This is a genomic window from Acinetobacter sp. 802_lipA (assembly GCF_058242885.1).
On sequence record NZ_JBZAYP010000001.1, the window covers coordinates 2,135,158 to 2,155,039 of the forward strand.

Below are 19,882 nucleotides of genomic sequence, written 5' to 3' on the forward strand. Positions count from 1 at the left end.
TTTTAATTTGAACAAATCTAAAAGGTGACTCCTTGCCAAGCAAAGAGTTTGAAACCCTACCAAATATTTATTTGGTAGGGCCTATGGGGGCTGGAAAAACAACGGTAGGACGACATTTAGCTGAACTGTTAGGACGAGAGTTTCTTGATAGCGATCATGAGATTGAGCGTAAAACAGGGGCAACGATTCCATGGATCTTTGAAAAAGAGGGCGAGCTTGGATTTCGTAGTCGTGAAACGGTTGTAATCGATGAGTTAACCTCTCGACCCAACTTGGTCTTGGCCACAGGTGGTGGGGCGGTGACTCAGGCTCCAAATCGCGCATTTCTCAAACAACGTGGTATTGTTGTTTATCTTTATACTCCTGTAGAGATTCAACTACAGCGAACCTATCGTGATAAAAATCGTCCACTGCTTCAAGTGGAGAATCCTGAACAAAAGTTAACTGACTTGCTCAGCGTTCGAGATCCTTTATATCGTGAAGTTGCCCATTATATTATTGAGACCAATCAAGGGGCTGCACGTGATCTTGCGCAGCGTATCTTAAACTTGATTCTTTTAAAGTAGTTTTGATTCAGTTTTGAAGTGATTTGATCCATGCAAACCTTATATGTTGAACTTGGCGAACGCCGTTACCCGATCTTTATTGGTAGTGATTTAGATCCAAACGCTTTACTTGAGCCGTATATTCATGGTCGCCAAGTGATGATTGTGAGTAATGAAACGGTCGCGCCTTTGTATTTAGCGCGTTACGTGGCAGCAATTGAAGCGTTGGGAAAAACAGTTGCAACCTGTATTTTGCCTGATGGAGAAAAATATAAGAATATTGAGCACCTCAACCTGATTTTTGATGCATTGCTAGCGTCAGGCTTCAACCGTGATTGTACAGTTTTAGCTTTAGGTGGTGGTGTGATTGGAGATATGGCGGGCTTTGCTTCAGCATGCTTCCAGCGTGGGGTCTATTTTATTCAGGTGCCAACGACACTTCTTTCACAGGTTGATTCGAGTGTTGGTGGTAAAACAGGGATTAATCATCCGCTGGGTAAAAACATGATCGGGGCATTTCAACAACCGCAAGTGGTCTTGGCGGATATGTCTCAACTTAAAACGCTGCCAGCACGTGAGTTATCCGCAGGTTTGGCAGAAGTGATTAAGTACGCACTCTTGGGGGATACAGACTTTCTCACTTGGTTGGAACAACATATAGATGATTTGGTGCAGGGTGATGAAGCTGCACTGGCTGAAGCTGTGTATCGTTCTTGTGCCCATAAAGCGCGTATTGTTGCCAATGATGAAAAAGAGCAAGGTGAGCGTGCCTTATTGAATCTTGGGCATACCTTTGGACATGCGATTGAATCTTATCTAGGCTATGGTGAATGGCTCCATGGTGAAGCTGTGGCAACAGGTATGGTGATGGCAGCAGATTTATCGCAGCGTATGGGATGGATCAGTGCAGAAGATTTGGCGCGTACAAAAAATATCATTCAACGCGCGAATTTACCGATAGTATGTCCGCAGATTCCCCTCGATGACTTTTTGGCGTATATGGCTCATGATAAAAAAGTCTTGAACGGGCAACTGCGTTTGGTTTTGATGCAAGCGGTAGGACAGGCCATCATTACCAAAACATTTGATGTAGAATTGATGAAACAGGCGATTTTAGCCAACCAAGAGCAGGCATAACTTTATTATGGCAACAACCCTTCGAACCCAGTGGCAGACAAAGCAAAATTATATTTGGCTTGCATTCGGAGGGGTATGCTTGTTTGGCGCCTTAGTCTTTTGGGCCATTACAGATCAAGAGACTTTGGTTGAAGTTGAAAAAAAAGCTGAATCTGAAGTTGAGTTACAAATTCAGCCAGAAAAAGTCGCAACAACCGCACATTTAGGTTCATTCCTCGATGAAGTAAAACCTTTGGATATGACGACACGTGTTGTAGCAATCGCGCAGCATGAAGCTGAATTCCGTGGGACCAAATTTATTCAGGAAAATAAAAAGAACAGTGCAGTTGAGTTGTTTAGAGTTTCAGAAGAGGCGATTATTAAGCGCTTTTTGCAAAGACAATCTGATCGTCAAGCGTTTAGTTACTTAAGACTGACGGGTGAAAACCAAATTGAGCAATATGTGCTGATCTATGGTGTGTATAAAAATGCCAATGAGGCGCAAAAGGCATTGGCGGATTTAAAACTGACGTTGCCGAAGTCGGTGCAACCCAAAGTTGAAAAAATTGAAAGCTATGCTGAATATGTCAATGATCTCGGTTCTGATGAACTTGGACTTAGCAATAAGCTCTATGCCGTGCAGTTGAAACCAGCCGCTGTGCCTGTGATTGATGAAGCTACGCTTGCTGCGCGTCAACAAGCGGCACGTGCAGCAGTTGAACAAAATAAACAATCGACCACATCGACAACGGTTACTCGTCGTGATGCGGATGGAAATGTGGTTGATGTGCAAAAGTCACAAACGACCGTAGAGAATGCGCCACAAAATAAAACAAATGAACCTGAAGTGACCGACCCATTTAATTAAAATTGGATCATTATGGCGCATCAAAAAATGTAAATTCCATATGTGCACAGATATGGTGCAATAAATGGATTATCCTCGAACTAGTTTTTTACGTAAAAAACACAAACCTAATAAAACTAAAGCGCTTAACACACAAAATAAATAATTGGCATAAAACTTGCTTTAATGGTGCATGAATTGAGTTGATGTCACTGTTTTGGCGCAAAAAAGATTCGATTTATGAGCGAAATAGTAGCGGCCAAGTGCCTTATAAAAGTGCGTGACTGCTGCATACATTTTTTCAATTAAGACATGCATAAAGACGAAAATCAGTCTATCTTGGGTGTGAAGAAAAAATGCTGTACTTCAATCAGAATCTGAATATGAGTCAATTGAACGAATCGGCAAGAAGTAATTAGATTGTTAGACGCCCGACAGGGCCTGTAGAAAGAAGGGTACGCTATGCACATGCCATCGCCTAATACTGTAGCTCCCGCTCAAGGTTTATACCAACCGGATGAGTTTAAAGATAACTGTGGTTTTGGTTTAATCGCCCATATGCAGGGTGATGCAAGCCATGATCTTGTCAAGACTGCTATGCACAGTCTGAGCTGTATGACCCACCGCGGTGGTATTGCTGCAGATGGTAAGACAGGGGATGGTTGCGGTTTACTCTTAGCAATGCCAAAACAGTTTTTCCGTGAAGAAGCGAAAAAACTCAGTGATATTACACTCAGTGAAGTTTTTGCTGTCGGCACGGTGTTTTTAAGCCTCGATCCAGCAATTGCAGCACATGCAAAACAAATTCTAACTAAAGAAATTGAATCTGAAGGCTGTCGAGTATTGGCGTGGCGTGTGATTCCGACCAATAACGATGCTTTAGGTTCGATTGCGATGCAGTCACTTCCTGCATTTGAGCAAATTATTGTGAACTGCCCAATGGGTGTGTCTGAAGTTGAGTTTAACCGTAAACTCTTCTTGGCACGCCGCCGTGCAGAACAGCAGCTTACTAATGACCCTTCATTTTATGTAACCACATTATGTTCAACAGTGATTAGCTATAAAGGCTTGATGATGCCTGAAGCGATTGCTGACTTCTACACAGACTTGGCAGACCCACGTCTTGAGTCACATATTGTGGTGTTCCACCAACGTTTCTCGACCAATACATTGCCGCGTTGGCCTTTGGCTCAGCCATTCCGTTATCTTGCACACAATGGTGAAATTAATACCATTACTGCGAACCGTAACTGGGCGATGGCGCGTACGCCAAAGTTTGAAAACCCATTATTGCCTGGTTTAACTGAGCTCAATCCAATCGTGAACCGTACTGGCTCGGATTCTTCAAGCTTAGATAACATGCTTGAAATTCTTGTGGGCGGCGGTATGGACTTGTTCCGTGCACTGCGTATGTTGGTTCCTCCAGCATGGCAGAACGTGGAAACTTTAGATGCTGATTTACGTGCATTCTATGAGTTTAACTCGAAGCATATGGAAGCGTGGGATGGTCCTGCTGGTCTCGTGATTCAAGATGGTCGTCATGCGATTTGTATGTTGGACCGTAACGGTTTACGTCCAGCACGTTGGGTGATTACCAAAAATGGTTACATCACACTGGCGTCTGAAATTGGTGTATGGGGCTACGAGCCTGAAGATGTAATTTCTAAAGGTCGTGTCGGTCCAGGTCAAATCCTAGTGATTGATACCTTCACAGGTAAAATGCTCGACACTAAAGATGTCAGCACGCATTTGAAAAAAATGCGTCCTTACCGTGAATGGTTACGTGAAAACTCAGTTCGTGTACAAGGTAGTCCAGAGCTTGAAGAATATTTATGTGATCAAGGCTTAAAAGGCGACGACCTTAAAGCATCACAAAAAATGTTTATGGTGACCTTTGAAGAACGTGATCAATTGCTTCGTCCAATCGCTGAAAGTGGTCAGGAAGCAGTGGGTTCAATGGGTGATGATACGCCAATGGCAGTTTTGTCTCGCCAAGTACGTCATGTGTCGGATTACTTCCGTCAACAGTTTGCTCAGGTCACCAACCCACCAATCGACCCATTACGTGAATCGATTGTGATGTCATTGGAAACGTGTTTAGGTCGTGAGCAAAACGTTTTTGAACAAAGCCCTGAGCATGCGGATCGTTTGATCATTTCAAGCCCAGTGTTGTCAAATTCGAAAATGCATCAAATCCGTACGCTGGGTCGTAAGGGTTATGAGATTGCAGATATCGATTTAAATTATGCGGAAGATGAAGGTCTAGAAGCTGCAATTGCGCGTATCTGTGAAGAAGCAGCGCAAGCGATTCGTGACGGCAAAACCTTATTGGTGTTGTCTGATAAGAAAATTCGTCAAGGTTTCTTGCCTGCCAATGCATTGATGGCAACTGGTGCTGTGCACCATTATCTAATTAATGTCGGTTTACGTACCGATGCCAACATTATTGTTGAAACAGCACTGGCACGTGACCCGCACCAATTTGCGGTTATTCTCGGTTTTGGTGCGACAGCAATTTATCCTTACCTTGCTTATGATGTGATCAATGACTTGGTTGCAAAAGGCGAGCTATTAGGTGACCCAATTCAAGCACAAGTGAATTTCCGTAAAGGCATTGAAAAAGGCTTGTTAAAAGTCCTTTCAAAAATGGGGATTTCTACGGTTGCCTCTTACCGTGGTGGTCAGTTGTTTGAAGCGGTGGGTCTGTCTGAAGAAGTGGTTTCAAAATGCTTCACGGGTGTACCGAGCCGTATCAAAGGTGCAACCTTTATTGACCTTGAAAATGACCAAAAGAAATTGGCCGATACCGCATGGAAAACACGTAAACCAATCGATCAAGGTGGTTTGCTGAAATTTGTCTTTGATAAGGAATACCATGCGTTCAACCCAGACGTAATCAATGCTTTGCATAAATCAGTGCGTTCTGGTCAATATGCAGACTTTAAAGAATATGCTGAGCTGGTGAATAACCGTCCAGTGGCAACAATTCGCGACTTATTAAAGTTAAAAACAGATAACTCGATTGCTCTAGATCAAGTGGAGTCTGTAGAAGCGATTTTACCGCGCTTTGACTCTGCAGGCATGTCTTTAGGAGCATTGTCTCCTGAAGCGCATGAGGCGATTGCGATTGCGATGAACACCATTGGTGGTCGTTCAAACTCGGGTGAGGGCGGTGAAGATCCAGCGCGTTATGGCACCATTCGTAACTCGAAAATCAAACAGATTGCATCAGGTCGTTTTGGTGTAACACCTGCGTATTTAACCTCTGCTGAAGTCTTGCAGATTAAAGTGGCGCAAGGGGCTAAACCGGGTGAAGGTGGTCAATTACCAGGTGGTAAAGTGAATGGATTAATTGCACGTTTACGTTATTCTGTGCCGGGAGTGACCCTCATTTCTCCACCACCGCACCATGACATTTACTCGATTGAAGATTTATCACAATTGATCTTTGACTTAAAACAAGTCAATCCTCAAGCGATGGTTTCAGTAAAACTGGTGTCTGAGCCGGGTGTAGGTACCATTGCAGCAGGTGTGGCAAAAGCCTATGCTGACTTCATTACTATTTCAGGTTATGACGGTGGTACAGCAGCCTCTCCATTGTCTTCAATTCACCATGCAGGTTCGCCTTGGGAGTTGGGTCTTTCTGAAGCGCATCAAGCACTTCGTGTCAATGACTTACGTGGTAAAGTTCGTGTTCAAACCGACGGCGGTTTGAAAACAGGTCTAGATGTGGTGAAAGCAGCCATTTTAGGTGCAGAAAGCTTTGGCTTTGGTTCTACACCAATGATTGCTTTAGGTTGTAAATACCTGCGTATTTGTCACCTGAATAACTGTGCAACGGGTGTTGCGACTCAACAAGATCATTTACGCCAAGAACATTATATTGGCGAGCCACAAATGCTCATCAACTTCTTCACCTTCATTGCTGAAGAAACACGTGAGTGGCTGGCAGCGTTGGGTGTTTCAAGCCTCAAAGACTTGATTGGTCGTACAGATTTGCTTGAAATGCTTCCAGGTGAAACGGAGAAACATGCGCACCTTGATTTGAGCGCATTACTGGAGTCACATCCTTCTGCGCAAGGTAAGGCGCAGTACTGTGAAGTTGAAGGTAACGCACCGTTTGATAAAGGCTTGCTTGCTGAGAAAATGGTTGCTGAAATGCTACCAGCAATTGAAGCTGGGACCACAGGTGAATATCACTTCACCATTGGTAACTGTGACCGTTCAATTGGTGCACGTATTTCAGGTGAGATTGCGCGTCGTTATGGCAACCTCAGCATGGAAGCGCACCCAGTGAAGATGAACTTGGTGGGTACTGCGGGTCAATCCCTCGGTGTTTGGAATGCGGGTGGTTTGCACATTCGATTAGAAGGTGATGCGAACGACTACGTGGGTAAAGGCATGGCAGGTGGTCGTGTGTCGATCTTCCCACCAAAAGGTTCACCTTTCCAAACCCAAGAAACGGCAATCATTGGTAACACCTGTTTATATGGTGCAACGGGTGGTAAATTGTTCGCAGCAGGTACAGCAGGTGAGCGTTTTGCAGTACGTAACTCGGGTGCTTTCGCTGTAATTGAAGGTGCAGGCGATCACTGTTGTGAATATATGACAGGTGGTATCGTGACTGTACTTGGTAAAGTGGGGCACAACTTCGGTGCAGGGATGACAGGTGGTTTTGCTTACGTTCTTGACCTTGATAATGACTTCGTTGATCATTACAACCACGAACTGATTGAGCTGAATCGTATTTCGACTGAATCGATGGAAGAACATAAAGAGTTCTTAAGCCGTATCTTAGATGAACACATTGCTGAGACTGGTAGTGCTTGGGCGTACAAGATCCGTAACGAGTTTGATTTCTACAGTCGTAAATTCTGGTTGGTGAAACCGAAAGCTGCCAACTTACAGACTTTGTTGAAAACCACTCAAGCTGATCCACAATAATTCCACTACTGCTGATACATAGGCAGGTGCAGACGATAGATAAACGGGCTGCACCTACCCACGGAGAGAGACATGGCAGAGCGCCTAAACAATGACTTTCAATTTCTGGATGTAGCACGCCAAGATCCAGAGAAAAAAGAGATTCAGGTCCGCAAAGCAGAGTTTGTGGAAATTTATAAACCTTTTACAGCGGAAGTGGCAGCAAATCAGACCCACCGTTGTTTAGGGTGTGGTAACCCATATTGTGAATGGAAATGTCCAGTACATAACTATATTCCAAACTGGTTAAAGTTGATTGCTGAAGGCCGTATTTTCCAAGCAGCAGAACTGTGTCACCAAACCAACACGCTACCAGAAGTGTGTGGTCGTGTTTGTCCGCAAGACCGTTTATGTGAAGGGGCTTGTACCTTAAACGATGGTTTTGGTGCAGTGACGATTGGTAACGCTGAAAAATATATCAATGACACTGCGTTTGCACTGGGCTGGCGTCCAGATATGTCTTCAGTAAAGTGGACAGATAAAAAAGTCGCGATCATTGGTGCAGGCCCTGCTGGTCTAGGCTGTGCTGATATTTTGGTGCGTAGTGGGGTTAAACCTGTAGTATTCGACAAACGCCCTGAAATTGGTGGTCTACTGACTTTTGGTATTCCAGAATTTAAAATGGAAAAAGATGTGATGAAGCGTCGCCGTGAAATCTTCACGGGCATGGGCGTGGAATTCCGTTTAAATACTGAAATTGGTACAGATGTCACCATCGATCAATTGCTTACTGAATACGATGCGGTGTTCATGGGTATGGGTACTTATACCTACATGAAAGGTGGCTTCGCAGGTGAAGATCTAAATGGTGTCTATGATGCCTTGGATTTCTTGATTGCCAATGTCAACCGTACTCAAGGTTGGGAAAAAGACCCAAGCGAGTACATCAGTGTTGAAGGTAAAAAGGTGATTGTCCTAGGTGGTGGTGACACTGCAATGGACTGTAACCGTACTTCGATTCGTCAGGGTGCAGAAGTGGTGAGCTGTGCATACCGTCGTGATGAAGAAAATATGCCAGGTTCACGTCGTGAAGTGCAAAATGCCAAAGAAGAAGGAGTGAACTTCTTGTTTAATCGCCAACCAATTGAAATTGTAGGTGAAAATGGTAAAGTCACAGGCGTAAAAGTGGTTACGACTCAACTTGGCGAGCCTGATAGCCGTGGTCGTCGCAGCCCAGAACCAATTCCGGGTTCAGAAGAAATTTTACCTGCAGATGCAGTTTTATTGGCATTTGGTTTCCGTACCAGCCCTGCGGATTGGTTTACAAATGTGAATATTAACCTTGATGGTTCAGGTCGTGTAGTTGCGGCTGAACAGCAAACCTATAAATTCCAAACCTCAAATCCGAAAATCTTTGCGGGTGGTGATATGGTTCGTGGTTCAGACCTTGTTGTCACAGCGATTTGGGAAGGCCGTCAAGCAGCTGAAGGTATTTTGGATTATTTAGACATTTAATCTAAATCGTTCAACACAAAAACCCGCTTCGGCGGGTTTTTTATGATCACTGTTTGCTTGAGATGATATGAAAGAGGTGGATCGGGATAAATCGAAAAAGATCTGGTGGAGAGTCCGATAAAAATGGACGAATTTGCAAACGTACTAAGCACTTTTGCCATATGTGAACGGTCTCTAAATTCAGATACTGAAGATCGCTCGGTTAAATGTTAGGAAATAGACATGACTCAAGTGACGACAGAAAAACTATATCAACATCGTCCAAAAGCTCAGGGTATTACGATTCGACGTTTGCAATTCAACCCCAAAGCCATTCGCAGGCATTATTTTGCCAATTCACCGGTCATGTCACATTTGCTGACGGCATTGTCTTCGACTTTTCCCATAGGTGAGCAGTTCTTTGTGCATAGCGTGCGTAATGTACGTGACCAAGTGAAGGATGAAAATCTGCAAGTGCAGATTGCGGCATTTATTGGTCAAGAGGCGATGCATTCTCAAGCACACACGGCATTTAATGCTGCATGGCGCCGTGATGATTATAATCTCGACCGTTTTCAGGCATGGTTGGCGCGTAAAGATGATGATGTGAAAAACCTGCATCCTAAAATTCAGCTCGCAATCACCTGTGCTTTTGAGCATTTTACGGCACTGCTAGGCGGCTATATCTTAAGGCATCCTGAGGTATTGAGCACCTTGGATGATGATGCGGTTAAACTCTGGGTGTGGCATGCCATTGAAGAAATTGAGCATCGTGCGGTTGCCTTCGATGTTTATCAAGATGTGTATGGTGATGACAAGATTCGCCGTTTAATTATGCGCAGTGTAACGACAGGTTTCGCCAGTTTAACTTTTTACTCAGCCAGTCGATTATTTTTACAAGACCACAAAAAGAGTATACCGAAATTGGGTGGGAATCTCTTTGGGTTGTATTTACTGGCGAAGATGTTTGTGCAATTGCTGCCTGAATATCTGTCTTATTACAAAAGCAACTTTCATCCCTCAGATATTGATTACACCCAACTGTTGAAATACTGGAAAACCCGTTTGGCAGACAACTATCAACTCGAAGGTTTTCAGCAGGAATTGCACGCGGCTATTTAGTTTAAGTATAAAAATAAATAATCAAAACCGAGTGAATATCGCTCGGTTCTTTCATTTTTAGCTACTTTAACTAAAAGTAACAAAAGGATAATCAAATGTGTTTACAATCAGGTTATTGCAATAAATACAAAAGAAAGAGGATAGCTGAATGAATTTTATGAAAAAAACTGCTGTCGTTGTTGCCCTTGTGAGCACGTTAACGCTATCGGGCTGTGGTTATAATACCTTACAGGTCAAAGATGAGGCAGTTACAGCTGCTTGGTCGGAAGTACAAAACCAATATCAGCGCCGTGCAGATTTGGTGCCGAACTTGGTGAATGTAGTGAAGGGGTATGCTAAGCATGAAGAGCAAGTCCTAACTGAGGTCACACAGGCTCGTGCCAATGTGGCAGGTTTAAAAGTCGATAAAGAAGTATTAGAAGACCCTGCATTATTCCAAAAATATCAAGAAGCTCAGGCGCAAATGACAGGTGCATTGTCGCGTTTAATTGCGGTCTCAGAAAACTATCCAGACTTAAAAGCCAATGAGCAATTCCGTGATTTACAGGTTCAACTCGAAGGTACCGAAAACCGTATTGCGGTAGCGCGTAATCGCTACATTAGTACAGTACAAGACTTTAACTCCTATGCACGTCAGTTCCCACAAGTCATGACTGCGAAGGTGATTGGGATGGACACCAAACCGAACTTTAGTGCGGAGCAAAGTGCGCAAAAAGCACCAACGGTATCATTTAACTAGTTGAAACCTCAGTGATCTCACGCAATCGTAGCTATAGGGTGAATGAATGATAGGACGGCAGCAGTTCTTACGGTTTTCCTATAAATGGATGCTTGCATTCATTTTATCAGGACTGCTGTGTCTAAGTTCTTTAACATGGGCGGAAGTTGCTACAGCAACAGATGGTGCTGCGGAAACAATCGTTGCTGGAAAGATGATTCAAGGTCAGCAAGCAGCGAGTTCTAATAAGGTAAGCTCTACCAATACTGATGCCGTGCCACAACCACCCATTGCCAATGATATGGCAGAAGGTGAATTGATATGGGCGTTACCGACCTTAAATGAACCCGTGATCGATCAAGCACATATTTTAAGTGCTGAAGATAAGGAAGCTATTGGCCAAAAAATTCGTGCCTTGCATGACACAGGAAAAGCCCAAATAGGCGTAGTGATTGTCCCGACCACAGGTCAAGAGGATATTTTTGGTTTTGCAATGCGTATTGCAGACCAATGGCAGCTCGGTTCAGCAAAGCAGGACAACGGTTTGCTGATTGCAATTGCCGTTAATGACCGACGTATGCAAATTCTTACGGGTTATGGTTTGGAAGGCGTCATTCCTGACATTATTGCGAATCGCATTATTAATCAACAAATCACACCGTATTTTAAACAAGCTCAGTATGCTCAAGGGATCAATGCAGGGCTTACTGAAATTGAACGTATTTTAAATCTTGACCCTGAAGTTGCAGCCCAAGCAGCGCAGGAATTACAAGAACGCCAAGACCAAGCCATTCGAGAGCAGGAAGCCAAAAGTAAAACCTTTAGTACTGCTTTATTTATCTTAATTGCTGGCGCAATTGGCTCATTTGTGGTGGGGAAGCGTTTAAGTGCCTCGACGGCTGCAGTTGCAGGCATCGTGGCAGGCTTGGTCAATGGAGCTGGTTTAGTCACCAGTTTGCTAATTGGTGGTGGGATTTTCTTTTTACTCATCACGGCCTTAGCCCAAACGATATTTCAGCTCTTTCTCTCTTCTGGCGGTGGAGGTGGGCGCGGAGGTCGTGGCGGCGGCGGTTTTGGTGGAGGTGGATATAGTGGCGGGGGCGGCGGCTTCGGCGGTGGAGGAGCATCAGGGTCATGGTAACAACAACTGAAACGACGGACATCGTTACTAAACCAAAGCTAGATGAAGTTGTACAACCGAGTTTTAAGCGTTGGTTAAAGCATTTATTACATATGCCAGCTAGTAAACGCTTTTTTAATCAGCAAGATCAACATGCGATTGCGCAAGCGGTATCTGCTGCTGAACATGGGCACATTGGTGAAATCCAAGTGGTGATCGAAGGGCACATGCCTGCTCGAGAAGCCTATTATTTAGATACTCGTGGACGTGCGAAACAACTGTTTGCTGAGCTCGGTGTGTGGGATACCGAGTTGAATAGCGGGATTTTACTGTACTTAAACTTGTGTGAGCGTAAAGTCGAGATTGTCATTGACCGTGGAATACAGTTAGCTACTACACAGCAGGTGTGGGACGAGGTCTGCCAAAGTATTATTGCAAAAATGGCACAGCAACAGTATCGGCAGGCTTTAGTCGATGCCGTTACTGAAGTTGGGACTATTTTGGATCATTTCTATGCCAATAAAATAGAGGATAAAGCTGATGAATTGAGCAATTCGCCAATTATGTTGAACTAGAAAGAGGGAAACTGACAATATTTGTCAGTTTTTTACATAAAAACACAATGCTCAAAAATAAATTTTTAAATAGTGAAATAAAGTGCTGTTTTTTATTTAAAAATAAATATAATAAAAGTTGGCATAATACATGCTAATTACAAAGTAGCTTAAAAAGCTTATAAAAAATTAACAAAACATTTGTGGAGAATGTTATGAACGCTCAAAAGGGTTTCACTCTTATTGATACTCCATAAGTGTCCATATAAAATGAACAATCCATAAGTAAGTCAATATGGACATAAAAATAATAAATTTGATATGAAGAATCACTATTATCTTTTTCTACTTTTTTCAATCTCCGGTTTTACTCATGCTCAAGAACTAGACTTCATTCAATATTCAGATATTTCATCAATTCCTCAAATTGTTTTGAATCCAAAAATCCAAACAGAACTTCAAACATTGTTAAAGCATGATTATCTAAAATTTCAGGTGGTGTTTCAAAAAGTATGCTAGTTAATTCTGTCAATAGAGAAATTGAAAATAAGTAAATTAAATTCACTATATTTTTAATGCTTTATGAGATTTCAATTGTGGTTAAAATATAATCAGTATACTTTTTGAAACACCACCAAATTTCAATCTAATTTTGACAATTACTCAGCGCCATATTTACTGAAAACAGATGAGGCGCTGTATTATGAAGGTCGGTCTGGAAGCACTTTAGATGCTTCATCCGCGATTGTGTTTAAAGATGGGCGATTGTTTGCTGCAATATATTTTTCCAATACCAAGACTTTAAAATACTTTAGCAACGATGCCAGTTGCTCAGAACAGTTACATCCTGCGATTCAAGTTTTTGCTCAGCAGCGTGAAATTCAAGGTATTGAATATGCAACAGCTAGAGCCAATACCGCTTTAAAATATAATTTTGGCCCCGCTTCAAAATGTGAAACCTATTTTAAAAAATTAGGAAGATAGCTGTGTTAGCGGCAGTGTAAAAATGCCCCCCTAACGGCATTTAAAAACTGCCCCCCTTGGTTAATATAGTGGTCGATTTATTGTTCGTGTTCCATCATTGTTCATCAAAAACTTGCCTTGGAAGCAGCAGGGCGTGGTGTAAGTATGAATCATCAGGTGTTGGCAAAAATTAGCTTATGTGACTATTTCTGGTCGTCTAACAAGTAAGAATAACTGGTATGCTACGAACAGTAATAGGTGATCGTTTTATCTAGTAATTTGTATGATATTGTTAGATTTAAGGCTTGATCAGTAAAATTAGAGCTTGAGGTGATGCTATGACGTTATTGGAACAGCAGGTAGTACCAGCAGCTGTATTGGGAAAGTCAGTACTTAGGGCTGCTAAACTGCTTTCCCTTAGTCAGTCTCCGCTCGCAATAGTGCTAGATATGGATGTTGAGGCAATCACTCAATTGCAAAACCAACCTGAATTAGATCCAAATGGCTTTGTTGCACAAACCTAGCCTATAAGGTTTATTCAGTCCTATAATTTCAAAATGAATAAACCTACTCCTAAAACTTATCGTACAACCAACTGGTCTTCCTATAATCGCGCTCTCATTAATTGGGGCAACATTTCCATTTGGTTTGATCCAAACACTCAGTGGTATGCACAACCACAAAACAAGCAAGGTCGAAATCAAACTTACTCCGATACGGCTATTCAATGCTGTTTAATGATCAAATCTTTATTTAGACTCTCTTTACGCATGGTCACAGGTTTTGTTCAAAGTCTGATTAAACTTTGTGGATTAAATTGGACCGCACCAGATTACAGTACGCTTTGTCGAAGACAAAAACATATTGATATTGCGATTAGCTATCAAAAAAGTAGTGATGGGCTACATCTACTCGTCGACTCAACTGGCTTAAAGTTTCTAGGTGAAGGTGAGTGGAAACGTAAGAAACATGGACCTGAATATCGTCGCCAATGGCGTAAGCTTCATATTGGCATCGATGCTGAAACCTTGCAAATACGTGCAGTACAGCTTACTACAAATAATGTGAGCGATTCGCAAGTACTCGGTGATTTACTTGCTCAAATTCCCTTAGATGAACGAATTGATTCGGTCTATACCGATGGTGCTTATGACACGAAGCACTGCAGACAAGTCATTCTAGATCGAGATGCACATGCGCTCATTCCGCCAAGAAAAAATGCAAAACCATGGAAAGATCAGAAATTGAGATCTTTAGAGCGGAATGAGTTACTGAAAACAGTTAAACGTTTAGGAAGAACGCTTTGGAAAAAATGGTCTGGTTATCATCGTCGAAGTTTAGTTGAAACCAAGATGCATTGCATCAAACTATTAGGTGATAAATTAACAGCAAGGAGTTTTTCTAGTCAGGTGAATGAGATTCATGCACGCATAGCCGTATTGAACAAATTTACAGAATTAGGTCGTCCTCATACCCAAGTTGTCATTTGAATTCTGTTCAAATGAGCAGAGTGTTATCTTTTAAATCTTTGTGCAACAAAGCCCCTGAGAACTGTACTCAAAATTAATGATTATTTTATCTTTGGAAATAAGCATAAACAGTAAAAAACCTGCATATGCAGGTTTTTTTTAAACAGTAGAAAAGTCTTAAATTTGACTCTGTATATAATTTTCTACACCGACGGTTTCAACCAAATCGAGTTGTGTAGTTGTCCAATCTAACCACTCTTCTTCTTTTTCTAAAATCTCTTGAACAAGATCTCGAGTAACGTAGTCCAGTTGTTCTTCGGCAAGCTTAACAGCGGCTTGAATGGATTCAATGTTCTCTTTAACTTTACGGACATCACAGTTTAGAACTTCAACAGTATGTTGGCCGATATAGAGTTTACCCAAGTGTTGTAAGTTTGGTAGACCTTCTAAAAAAAGAATGCGCTCAATAATTTTGTCAGCATGCTTCATTTGACGGATTGACTCTTTATATTCAGCTGAACCGAGTTGCTCAATTCCCCAATCATTAAACATACGAGAGTGCAGGAAATTTTGGTTAATGGCAGTTAAATGATGATAAAGCACCTGATTTAACTGATTAATTACATCACGATTGCCTTTCATGAGAAAGCTCCATTCAAACTGCGGCTTAAAAATAATATCAATAACTTATGAGAAATATCTTAAACAACAAAGTGGATTTTGGCGAGTAATTTATAGAACAGCAAATGAAAATCGCAATCAAAAGCATACGAGGTGGAAATTGGATTTTTAGGCATTTAAAAAGAAAACCCGCTTAGAGTCATAAGCGGGGGAGGAGCTACTCATAAAGAGTACGTTTATAATTATGGTTATTCTAAAAACGAATAAAATATCTAGGCAGCAATAGCTAAGCGTGAGGCAATCGCAGAGACTTCTGCGCTGATGATTGAGCGTGCTTCTGGTGCACAGCGACCACAGCATGTCCCGAGATCCAGCATCTCGCGAACTTCGCGATAACTGCCCGCACCATTTTCAACAGCGTCTTTAATATCTTGATCTGTAATACCACGGCATAAGCACACGTACATTTCAGCAAGCCACATGAATGAAATAAGATAAGTGATATTATTGATAATTGTTATCGTTTGTCAATAAAAATCATTTGAAATCTCATTTGTCTTTATTGGAATTTTGGATAAAAAAAAGCCACTCAATCGGTGGCTTTTTCTTAAAAAAATATAACTTATTGATTAATAATCACAATGCCATCCATCTCAACCAATGCATTTTTAGGTAGGCTAGCCACACCGAGTGCAGCGCGTGCAGGGTAAGGTTGTGCGAAATACTCGCCCATAATTTGATTGACCAACTGGAAGTTTGAAAGATCGGTTAAGAAAATATTCAACTTCGCGATATCAGCCAGTGTTCCACCAGCAGCTTCACAGACAGCTTTTAAATTATCAAACACACGACGAATTTGTGCTTCAATGCCTTCAACCAACTCCATACTGTATGGGTCTAAACCGATCTGACCAGAAAGGTAAAGTGTATTGCCGACTAAGATTGCTTGCGAATAAGTGCCGATCGCAGCAGGGGCATTTTCAGTATGAATTACTTGGCGGGACATCGTGTTCTCCTATTATATTCACCATCAATCATAGCCTAGATTGGCATTAAAATGTGTGGATTTAAACAATTAACTCGCAATCGATGTTTCCGCAATACTAACAGGTTGAGCCAATCGACTGATACGTGGGAAGCCAAAATGCATACGTAGATCACGAATGATTTTTGCAATTTGCTTACGGTTGTGCACCACAACATTGACATAAGTCTTATCATCTTGATTACACACCATTTCGACCCCGATTTTTTCTTTACGGCATTGATAAATTAGGTCAGAAATTTGTTCGTCATCCATGGCCATGTTAATCAATAAATATGCAGTAAAACTAATTTCTTCTTCATTCTCGTTAGTCCACTGCAACGGCATGATATTTTCAGGGTGCAGATGTTGTTCATGTAGGAGGTTATGACAACGTGCACGATGCACAATAAGACCGCGGCGTGATAAATGTCCTTGAATTGGGTCACCCAACACAGGGTTACAGCAATGTGCGTATTTAACATCGACACCCTCAGTACCTTGAATGAGTCTGTCAGATTCCTGTGCACTTTGGTCATGCGCAAACAAATGATTCGCAACCAATTGCGGCAGTAAATCGCCCACGGCAATTTGTTCAAAGAGTTGGTCTTTACTTTCAATATGTCGCCATTGTAAAAGTTCTAACCAATCTGATTCGGTTAAATCTTTAATGGATACATTGAATAGCTTTAAAGCGCGATTTAAAGCTTGTTGTCCAACAAGGCGTTGTTCTTCGATGTCTTGCTCACGCAGTATATTTTGTAAGGCACGACGGGCTTTTTGCGTGTTGACAAAGCTGAGCCAATCTGGGTTTGGGGTGGCCAAGACATCAGTAATAATTTCAATCACCTGACCACTGTGCAATGGCGTAGAAAGTGGTTTAGTTTCCCCATTGATTTTCGCACCTACCGCATGGTTACCTAAAAATAAGCTAGCAGAGTAGGCAAAATCGACTACCGTTGCACCTTGTGGTAACTCGTGTAGATGACCTTGTGGGGTATACACCCAAATTTTCTCTTGGTGTAAATAATCGAGCAGTTCGCTAAAAGTGGTTTTAGCACAGGCTCCATCGATCAAGACATTCAAGTTCTGCATCGAGGCTTGAATCGCAGAGCGGCAAGCTTGCGGAGCACTATCGCCTAGGACTACACCAAAACGCGCAGCTTTGCGCATCAGTTCGGTTTGAATGGTGACTGATAAGGTTGTGTTTTCACCTTTTAAACGTAGTAGTAGCGATTGGTTACCACCTGGGAGTGGTTTACGAATATGGTCTGCAAAGTGTAAAACTTGAAAACTCTCTCGCAACACATCGGCTAAGCGGTCACAGTCAGCAATACTATTTAGAATAATTTCAAAGGCATGACTATGCGTAAGTTCATGTAGATCAATGTCATTTTTTACAAAGTGACGTAACAGTTCGATATTATTATTTTTCTTTTTAATTCGACCTGAGATTTGATGGGTTTTTAATAGCTCAGTAAGATTATTTTCCCATTTGCTTTGATATTCACAGCGTTTGGGTTTGGTTTGCAGGAGGGCTTCTTGGACATTGTTATACATGTCGAGATCAAGGTTTTGATAACACAGATGTTCGAGGTTATCGCCCATCTCATTCATACCAACAATACGTGCCATTGGGACAAAAATATCAAAGGTTTCTTGAGCAATACGCGCACGCTTATCGGGACGTAGTGCATCCAAGGTAGTCATGTTGTGATAGCGGTCAGCCAGTTTAATAATAATGACACGTGGGTCTTGTAATGTGGCTTGCAGAATTTTTCGGAAAGAAGCGGCTTTATTATATTCTTTATCGCTGGATTGACTAAGTTTGGTGACGCCATCGACCAGTTCGGAAACGGTTTTTCCAAATTTTTCTGCAATATCTTCTTTGCTAAAGTCTGTGTCTTCAATCACATCATGTAAAAGTGCCGCCATCAGGGTTTCGGGATCTAGACGCATATGCGCTAAAATGCAGCTTACCGCAATCGGGTGCAAAATATAGGGTTCGCCACTTTTACGGGTAATACCATCATGGGCAATATCCGCATAATCACAGGCCGCAAGCACTCGTTCGACGTCGCTTTCAGTTAAGTAAGCATCGATAATAGTTTTGAGCTGTTGTTTAGCTTGGCTGACCATTGGGCCTGGCATAAAACACCTTTAAGACGTAGCAATTACAAGAAAATTTTACTGATCCTCTAATGAAAAACATATTGCATGAGTTGTCAAATTTTTCATTGAGAGAAAAGCAAAAAAGATACACCTAAACCACGATGAATCCTATCTTCTAGTTATAACGTGTATTGCACAAATATAAAAGTTATCCAATAAAAAAGCCTAGTTAAAAACTAGGCTTTTAAGCGATAAATTTTTCTTATTGGAAAGAAAAACCATCTAAATTCAAATTGTTTGCAGAAAGTGCAAGATCAAGACTCGAAGTTTGGTAGTCTTGCTCACGTTGTTTCAAAATATCTTTAGAAACATGACCGATTGCGATTTCACGTAATGCAACAACAGTCGGTTTGTCATTGTCCCACTCAACAGTAGGTTCAATGCCTTGACGTGCCAATTGACGCGCGCGTTTGCTTGCCACTAGTACAAGCTCAAAGCGGTTGTCTACATGGTCTAAACAATCTTCAACGGTTACGCGTGCCATAAGAGTTCTCGTTACAAAGGCTAAAATTAAACAGACTGTGCAGTATAAAGTGCTTTGTCTGTAGACTCAAGTTTTAATCACTTTTCAACTGGGGTGATCAGCTCAGAAATCATTTTCTGATGACGACTTGCTTGCTGAGTAATGACTAAACGATTGGCAATAATCACAGACTCAAGATCGTGCAAAGCTTTATTAAAGTCATCGTTGATAATGACATAGTCGAAGTTAACATATTGTTGCATGTCTTCAACTGCACAGCCTAAACGCCGCTCAATCACTTCAACCGAGTCTGTGCCACGGTTAGACAGACGCTGACGCAGATCAAACTGGCTTGGTGGTAAAATGAAAATTTGTTTAGAGTCAGGAAAAAGCTTGCGAACTTGCTGTGCGCCTTGCCAGTCAATTTCTAATAGAACATCATGACCTTTCGCGAGTTGTTCTTTCACAGTAGCTTGAGCTGTACCATAGTAATTGCCAAAGACTTCAGCGTATTCAATAAAACCACCTTGTTCAACCAAGGCCAAAAATGAGTCTTTTTCGGTAAAATGGTAATGTACACCATCAAGTTCGCCGGGACGTTGCCCACGTGTAGTATGAGAAACAGAAACGTGAAGATTCGTTACACGATCGAGGAGGGCTTTTACGAGGGATGTTTTGCCTGTTCCTGAAGCTGCAGAAACGACAAACAAGAGACCCGACATGATATTTTT

Annotated in this window: 17 protein-coding genes and 1 pseudogene; 12 read left to right on the top strand and 6 right to left on the bottom strand. The window is 42.0% G+C overall.

The genetic code is table 11. The features are described 5' to 3' along the window. The first annotated feature begins 32 nt into the window (after positions 1–32). The 12 genes and pseudogenes from aroK to AC4CU3_RS10490 all read left to right on the top strand — a co-directional run bounded on the left by aroK (position 33) and on the right by AC4CU3_RS10490 (position 14,892). Positions 33–566 (top strand): shikimate kinase AroK, encoded by a 534-nt coding sequence (gene aroK, locus AC4CU3_RS10435; protein ID WP_005401350.1) that lies wholly within the window; start codon positions 33–35, stop codon positions 564–566. Between the two features lie 30 nt (positions 567–596). Further along, positions 597–1,682: a 3-dehydroquinate synthase gene (gene aroB / locus AC4CU3_RS10440; protein ID WP_005401349.1), complete on the top strand. Its 1,086-nt coding sequence runs from the start codon at positions 597–599 to the stop codon at positions 1,680–1,682. Positions 1,683–1,689: 7 nt separating this feature from the next. Then, a complete protein-coding gene (locus tag AC4CU3_RS10445) occupies positions 1,690–2,529 on the top strand; it encodes a hypothetical protein (RefSeq protein WP_279044219.1) in 840 nt (279 codons plus the stop codon). Positions 2,530–2,976: 447 nt separating this feature from the next. After that, positions 2,977–7,452 carry a glutamate synthase large subunit gene (gene gltB, locus AC4CU3_RS10450; protein ID WP_171054262.1) on the top strand — a complete coding sequence of 1,492 codons (4,476 nt, stop codon included), beginning with the start codon at positions 2,977–2,979 and terminating at the stop codon, positions 7,450–7,452. Positions 7,453–7,524: 72 nt separating this feature from the next. After that, positions 7,525–8,946: an FAD-dependent oxidoreductase gene (locus tag AC4CU3_RS10455; RefSeq protein ID WP_005401346.1), complete on the top strand. Its 1,422-nt coding sequence runs from the start codon at positions 7,525–7,527 to the stop codon at positions 8,944–8,946. Positions 8,947–9,168: 222 nt separating this feature from the next. Beyond that, the gene (locus AC4CU3_RS10460) at positions 9,169–10,047 is read left to right on the top strand and encodes a metal-dependent hydrolase (RefSeq protein ID WP_005401345.1); all 879 of its coding nucleotides are present in this window, start codon (positions 9,169–9,171) and stop codon (positions 10,045–10,047) included. Between the two features lie 148 nt (positions 10,048–10,195). Next, positions 10,196–10,786, top strand: coding sequence for a LemA family protein (locus tag AC4CU3_RS10465; protein ID WP_005401344.1), 591 nt, complete (start codon positions 10,196–10,198; stop codon positions 10,784–10,786). Positions 10,787–10,832: 46 nt separating this feature from the next. Further along, entirely contained in the window at positions 10,833–11,906 is a 1,074-nt protein-coding gene (locus tag AC4CU3_RS10470) for a TPM domain-containing protein (RefSeq protein WP_005401343.1), read from the top strand. Beyond that, positions 11,900–12,460, top strand: coding sequence for a TPM domain-containing protein (locus tag AC4CU3_RS10475; protein ID WP_005401342.1), 561 nt, complete (start codon positions 11,900–11,902; stop codon positions 12,458–12,460). Before AC4CU3_RS10470 ends, AC4CU3_RS10475 begins: the two co-directional genes overlap by 7 nt. Positions 12,461–13,075: 615 nt before the next feature. Beyond that, a pseudogene (locus tag AC4CU3_RS10480) lies at positions 13,076–13,423 on the top strand (hypothetical protein); the annotation flags it as partial. A gap of 317 nt (positions 13,424–13,740) precedes the next feature. Beyond that, complete coding sequence (locus AC4CU3_RS10485) at positions 13,741–13,926, top strand: hypothetical protein (RefSeq protein ID WP_010327641.1); 186 nt, start codon at positions 13,741–13,743, stop codon at positions 13,924–13,926. 33 nt (positions 13,927–13,959) lie between these two features. Then, a complete protein-coding gene (locus AC4CU3_RS10490) occupies positions 13,960–14,892 on the top strand; it encodes an IS5-like element ISAha2 family transposase (protein WP_010327640.1) in 933 nt (310 codons plus the stop codon). 156 nt (positions 14,893–15,048) lie between these two features. On the opposite strand, the gene bfr is transcribed toward AC4CU3_RS10490, so the two are convergent. The 6 genes from bfr to gmk form a co-directional block, all read right to left on the bottom strand. Next, entirely contained in the window at positions 15,049–15,513 is a 465-nt protein-coding gene (gene bfr, locus AC4CU3_RS10495; protein ID WP_004691472.1) for a heteropolymeric bacterioferritin subunit Bfr, read from the bottom strand. A gap of 251 nt (positions 15,514–15,764) precedes the next feature. Beyond that, entirely contained in the window at positions 15,765–15,959 is a 195-nt protein-coding gene (locus AC4CU3_RS10500) for a bacterioferritin-associated ferredoxin (RefSeq protein WP_010327639.1), read from the bottom strand. 155 nt (positions 15,960–16,114) lie between these two features. Then, the gene (locus tag AC4CU3_RS10505; protein WP_004691470.1) at positions 16,115–16,498 is read right to left on the bottom strand and encodes a RidA family protein; all 384 of its coding nucleotides are present in this window, start codon (positions 16,496–16,498) and stop codon (positions 16,115–16,117) included. A gap of 69 nt (positions 16,499–16,567) precedes the next feature. Beyond that, a complete protein-coding gene (locus tag AC4CU3_RS10510; RefSeq protein ID WP_005401339.1) occupies positions 16,568–18,667 on the bottom strand; it encodes a RelA/SpoT family protein in 2,100 nt (699 codons plus the stop codon). A 223-nt stretch (positions 18,668–18,890) separates the two neighbouring features. Continuing rightward, complete coding sequence (gene rpoZ, locus AC4CU3_RS10515) at positions 18,891–19,172, bottom strand: DNA-directed RNA polymerase subunit omega (protein WP_004978050.1); 282 nt, start codon at positions 19,170–19,172, stop codon at positions 18,891–18,893. 77 nt (positions 19,173–19,249) lie between these two features. After that, positions 19,250–19,873, bottom strand: a complete 624-nt coding sequence (gene gmk / locus AC4CU3_RS10520) for a guanylate kinase (protein WP_005401338.1) — start codon at positions 19,871–19,873, stop codon at positions 19,250–19,252. Between the last annotated feature and the right edge of the window lie 9 nt (positions 19,874–19,882).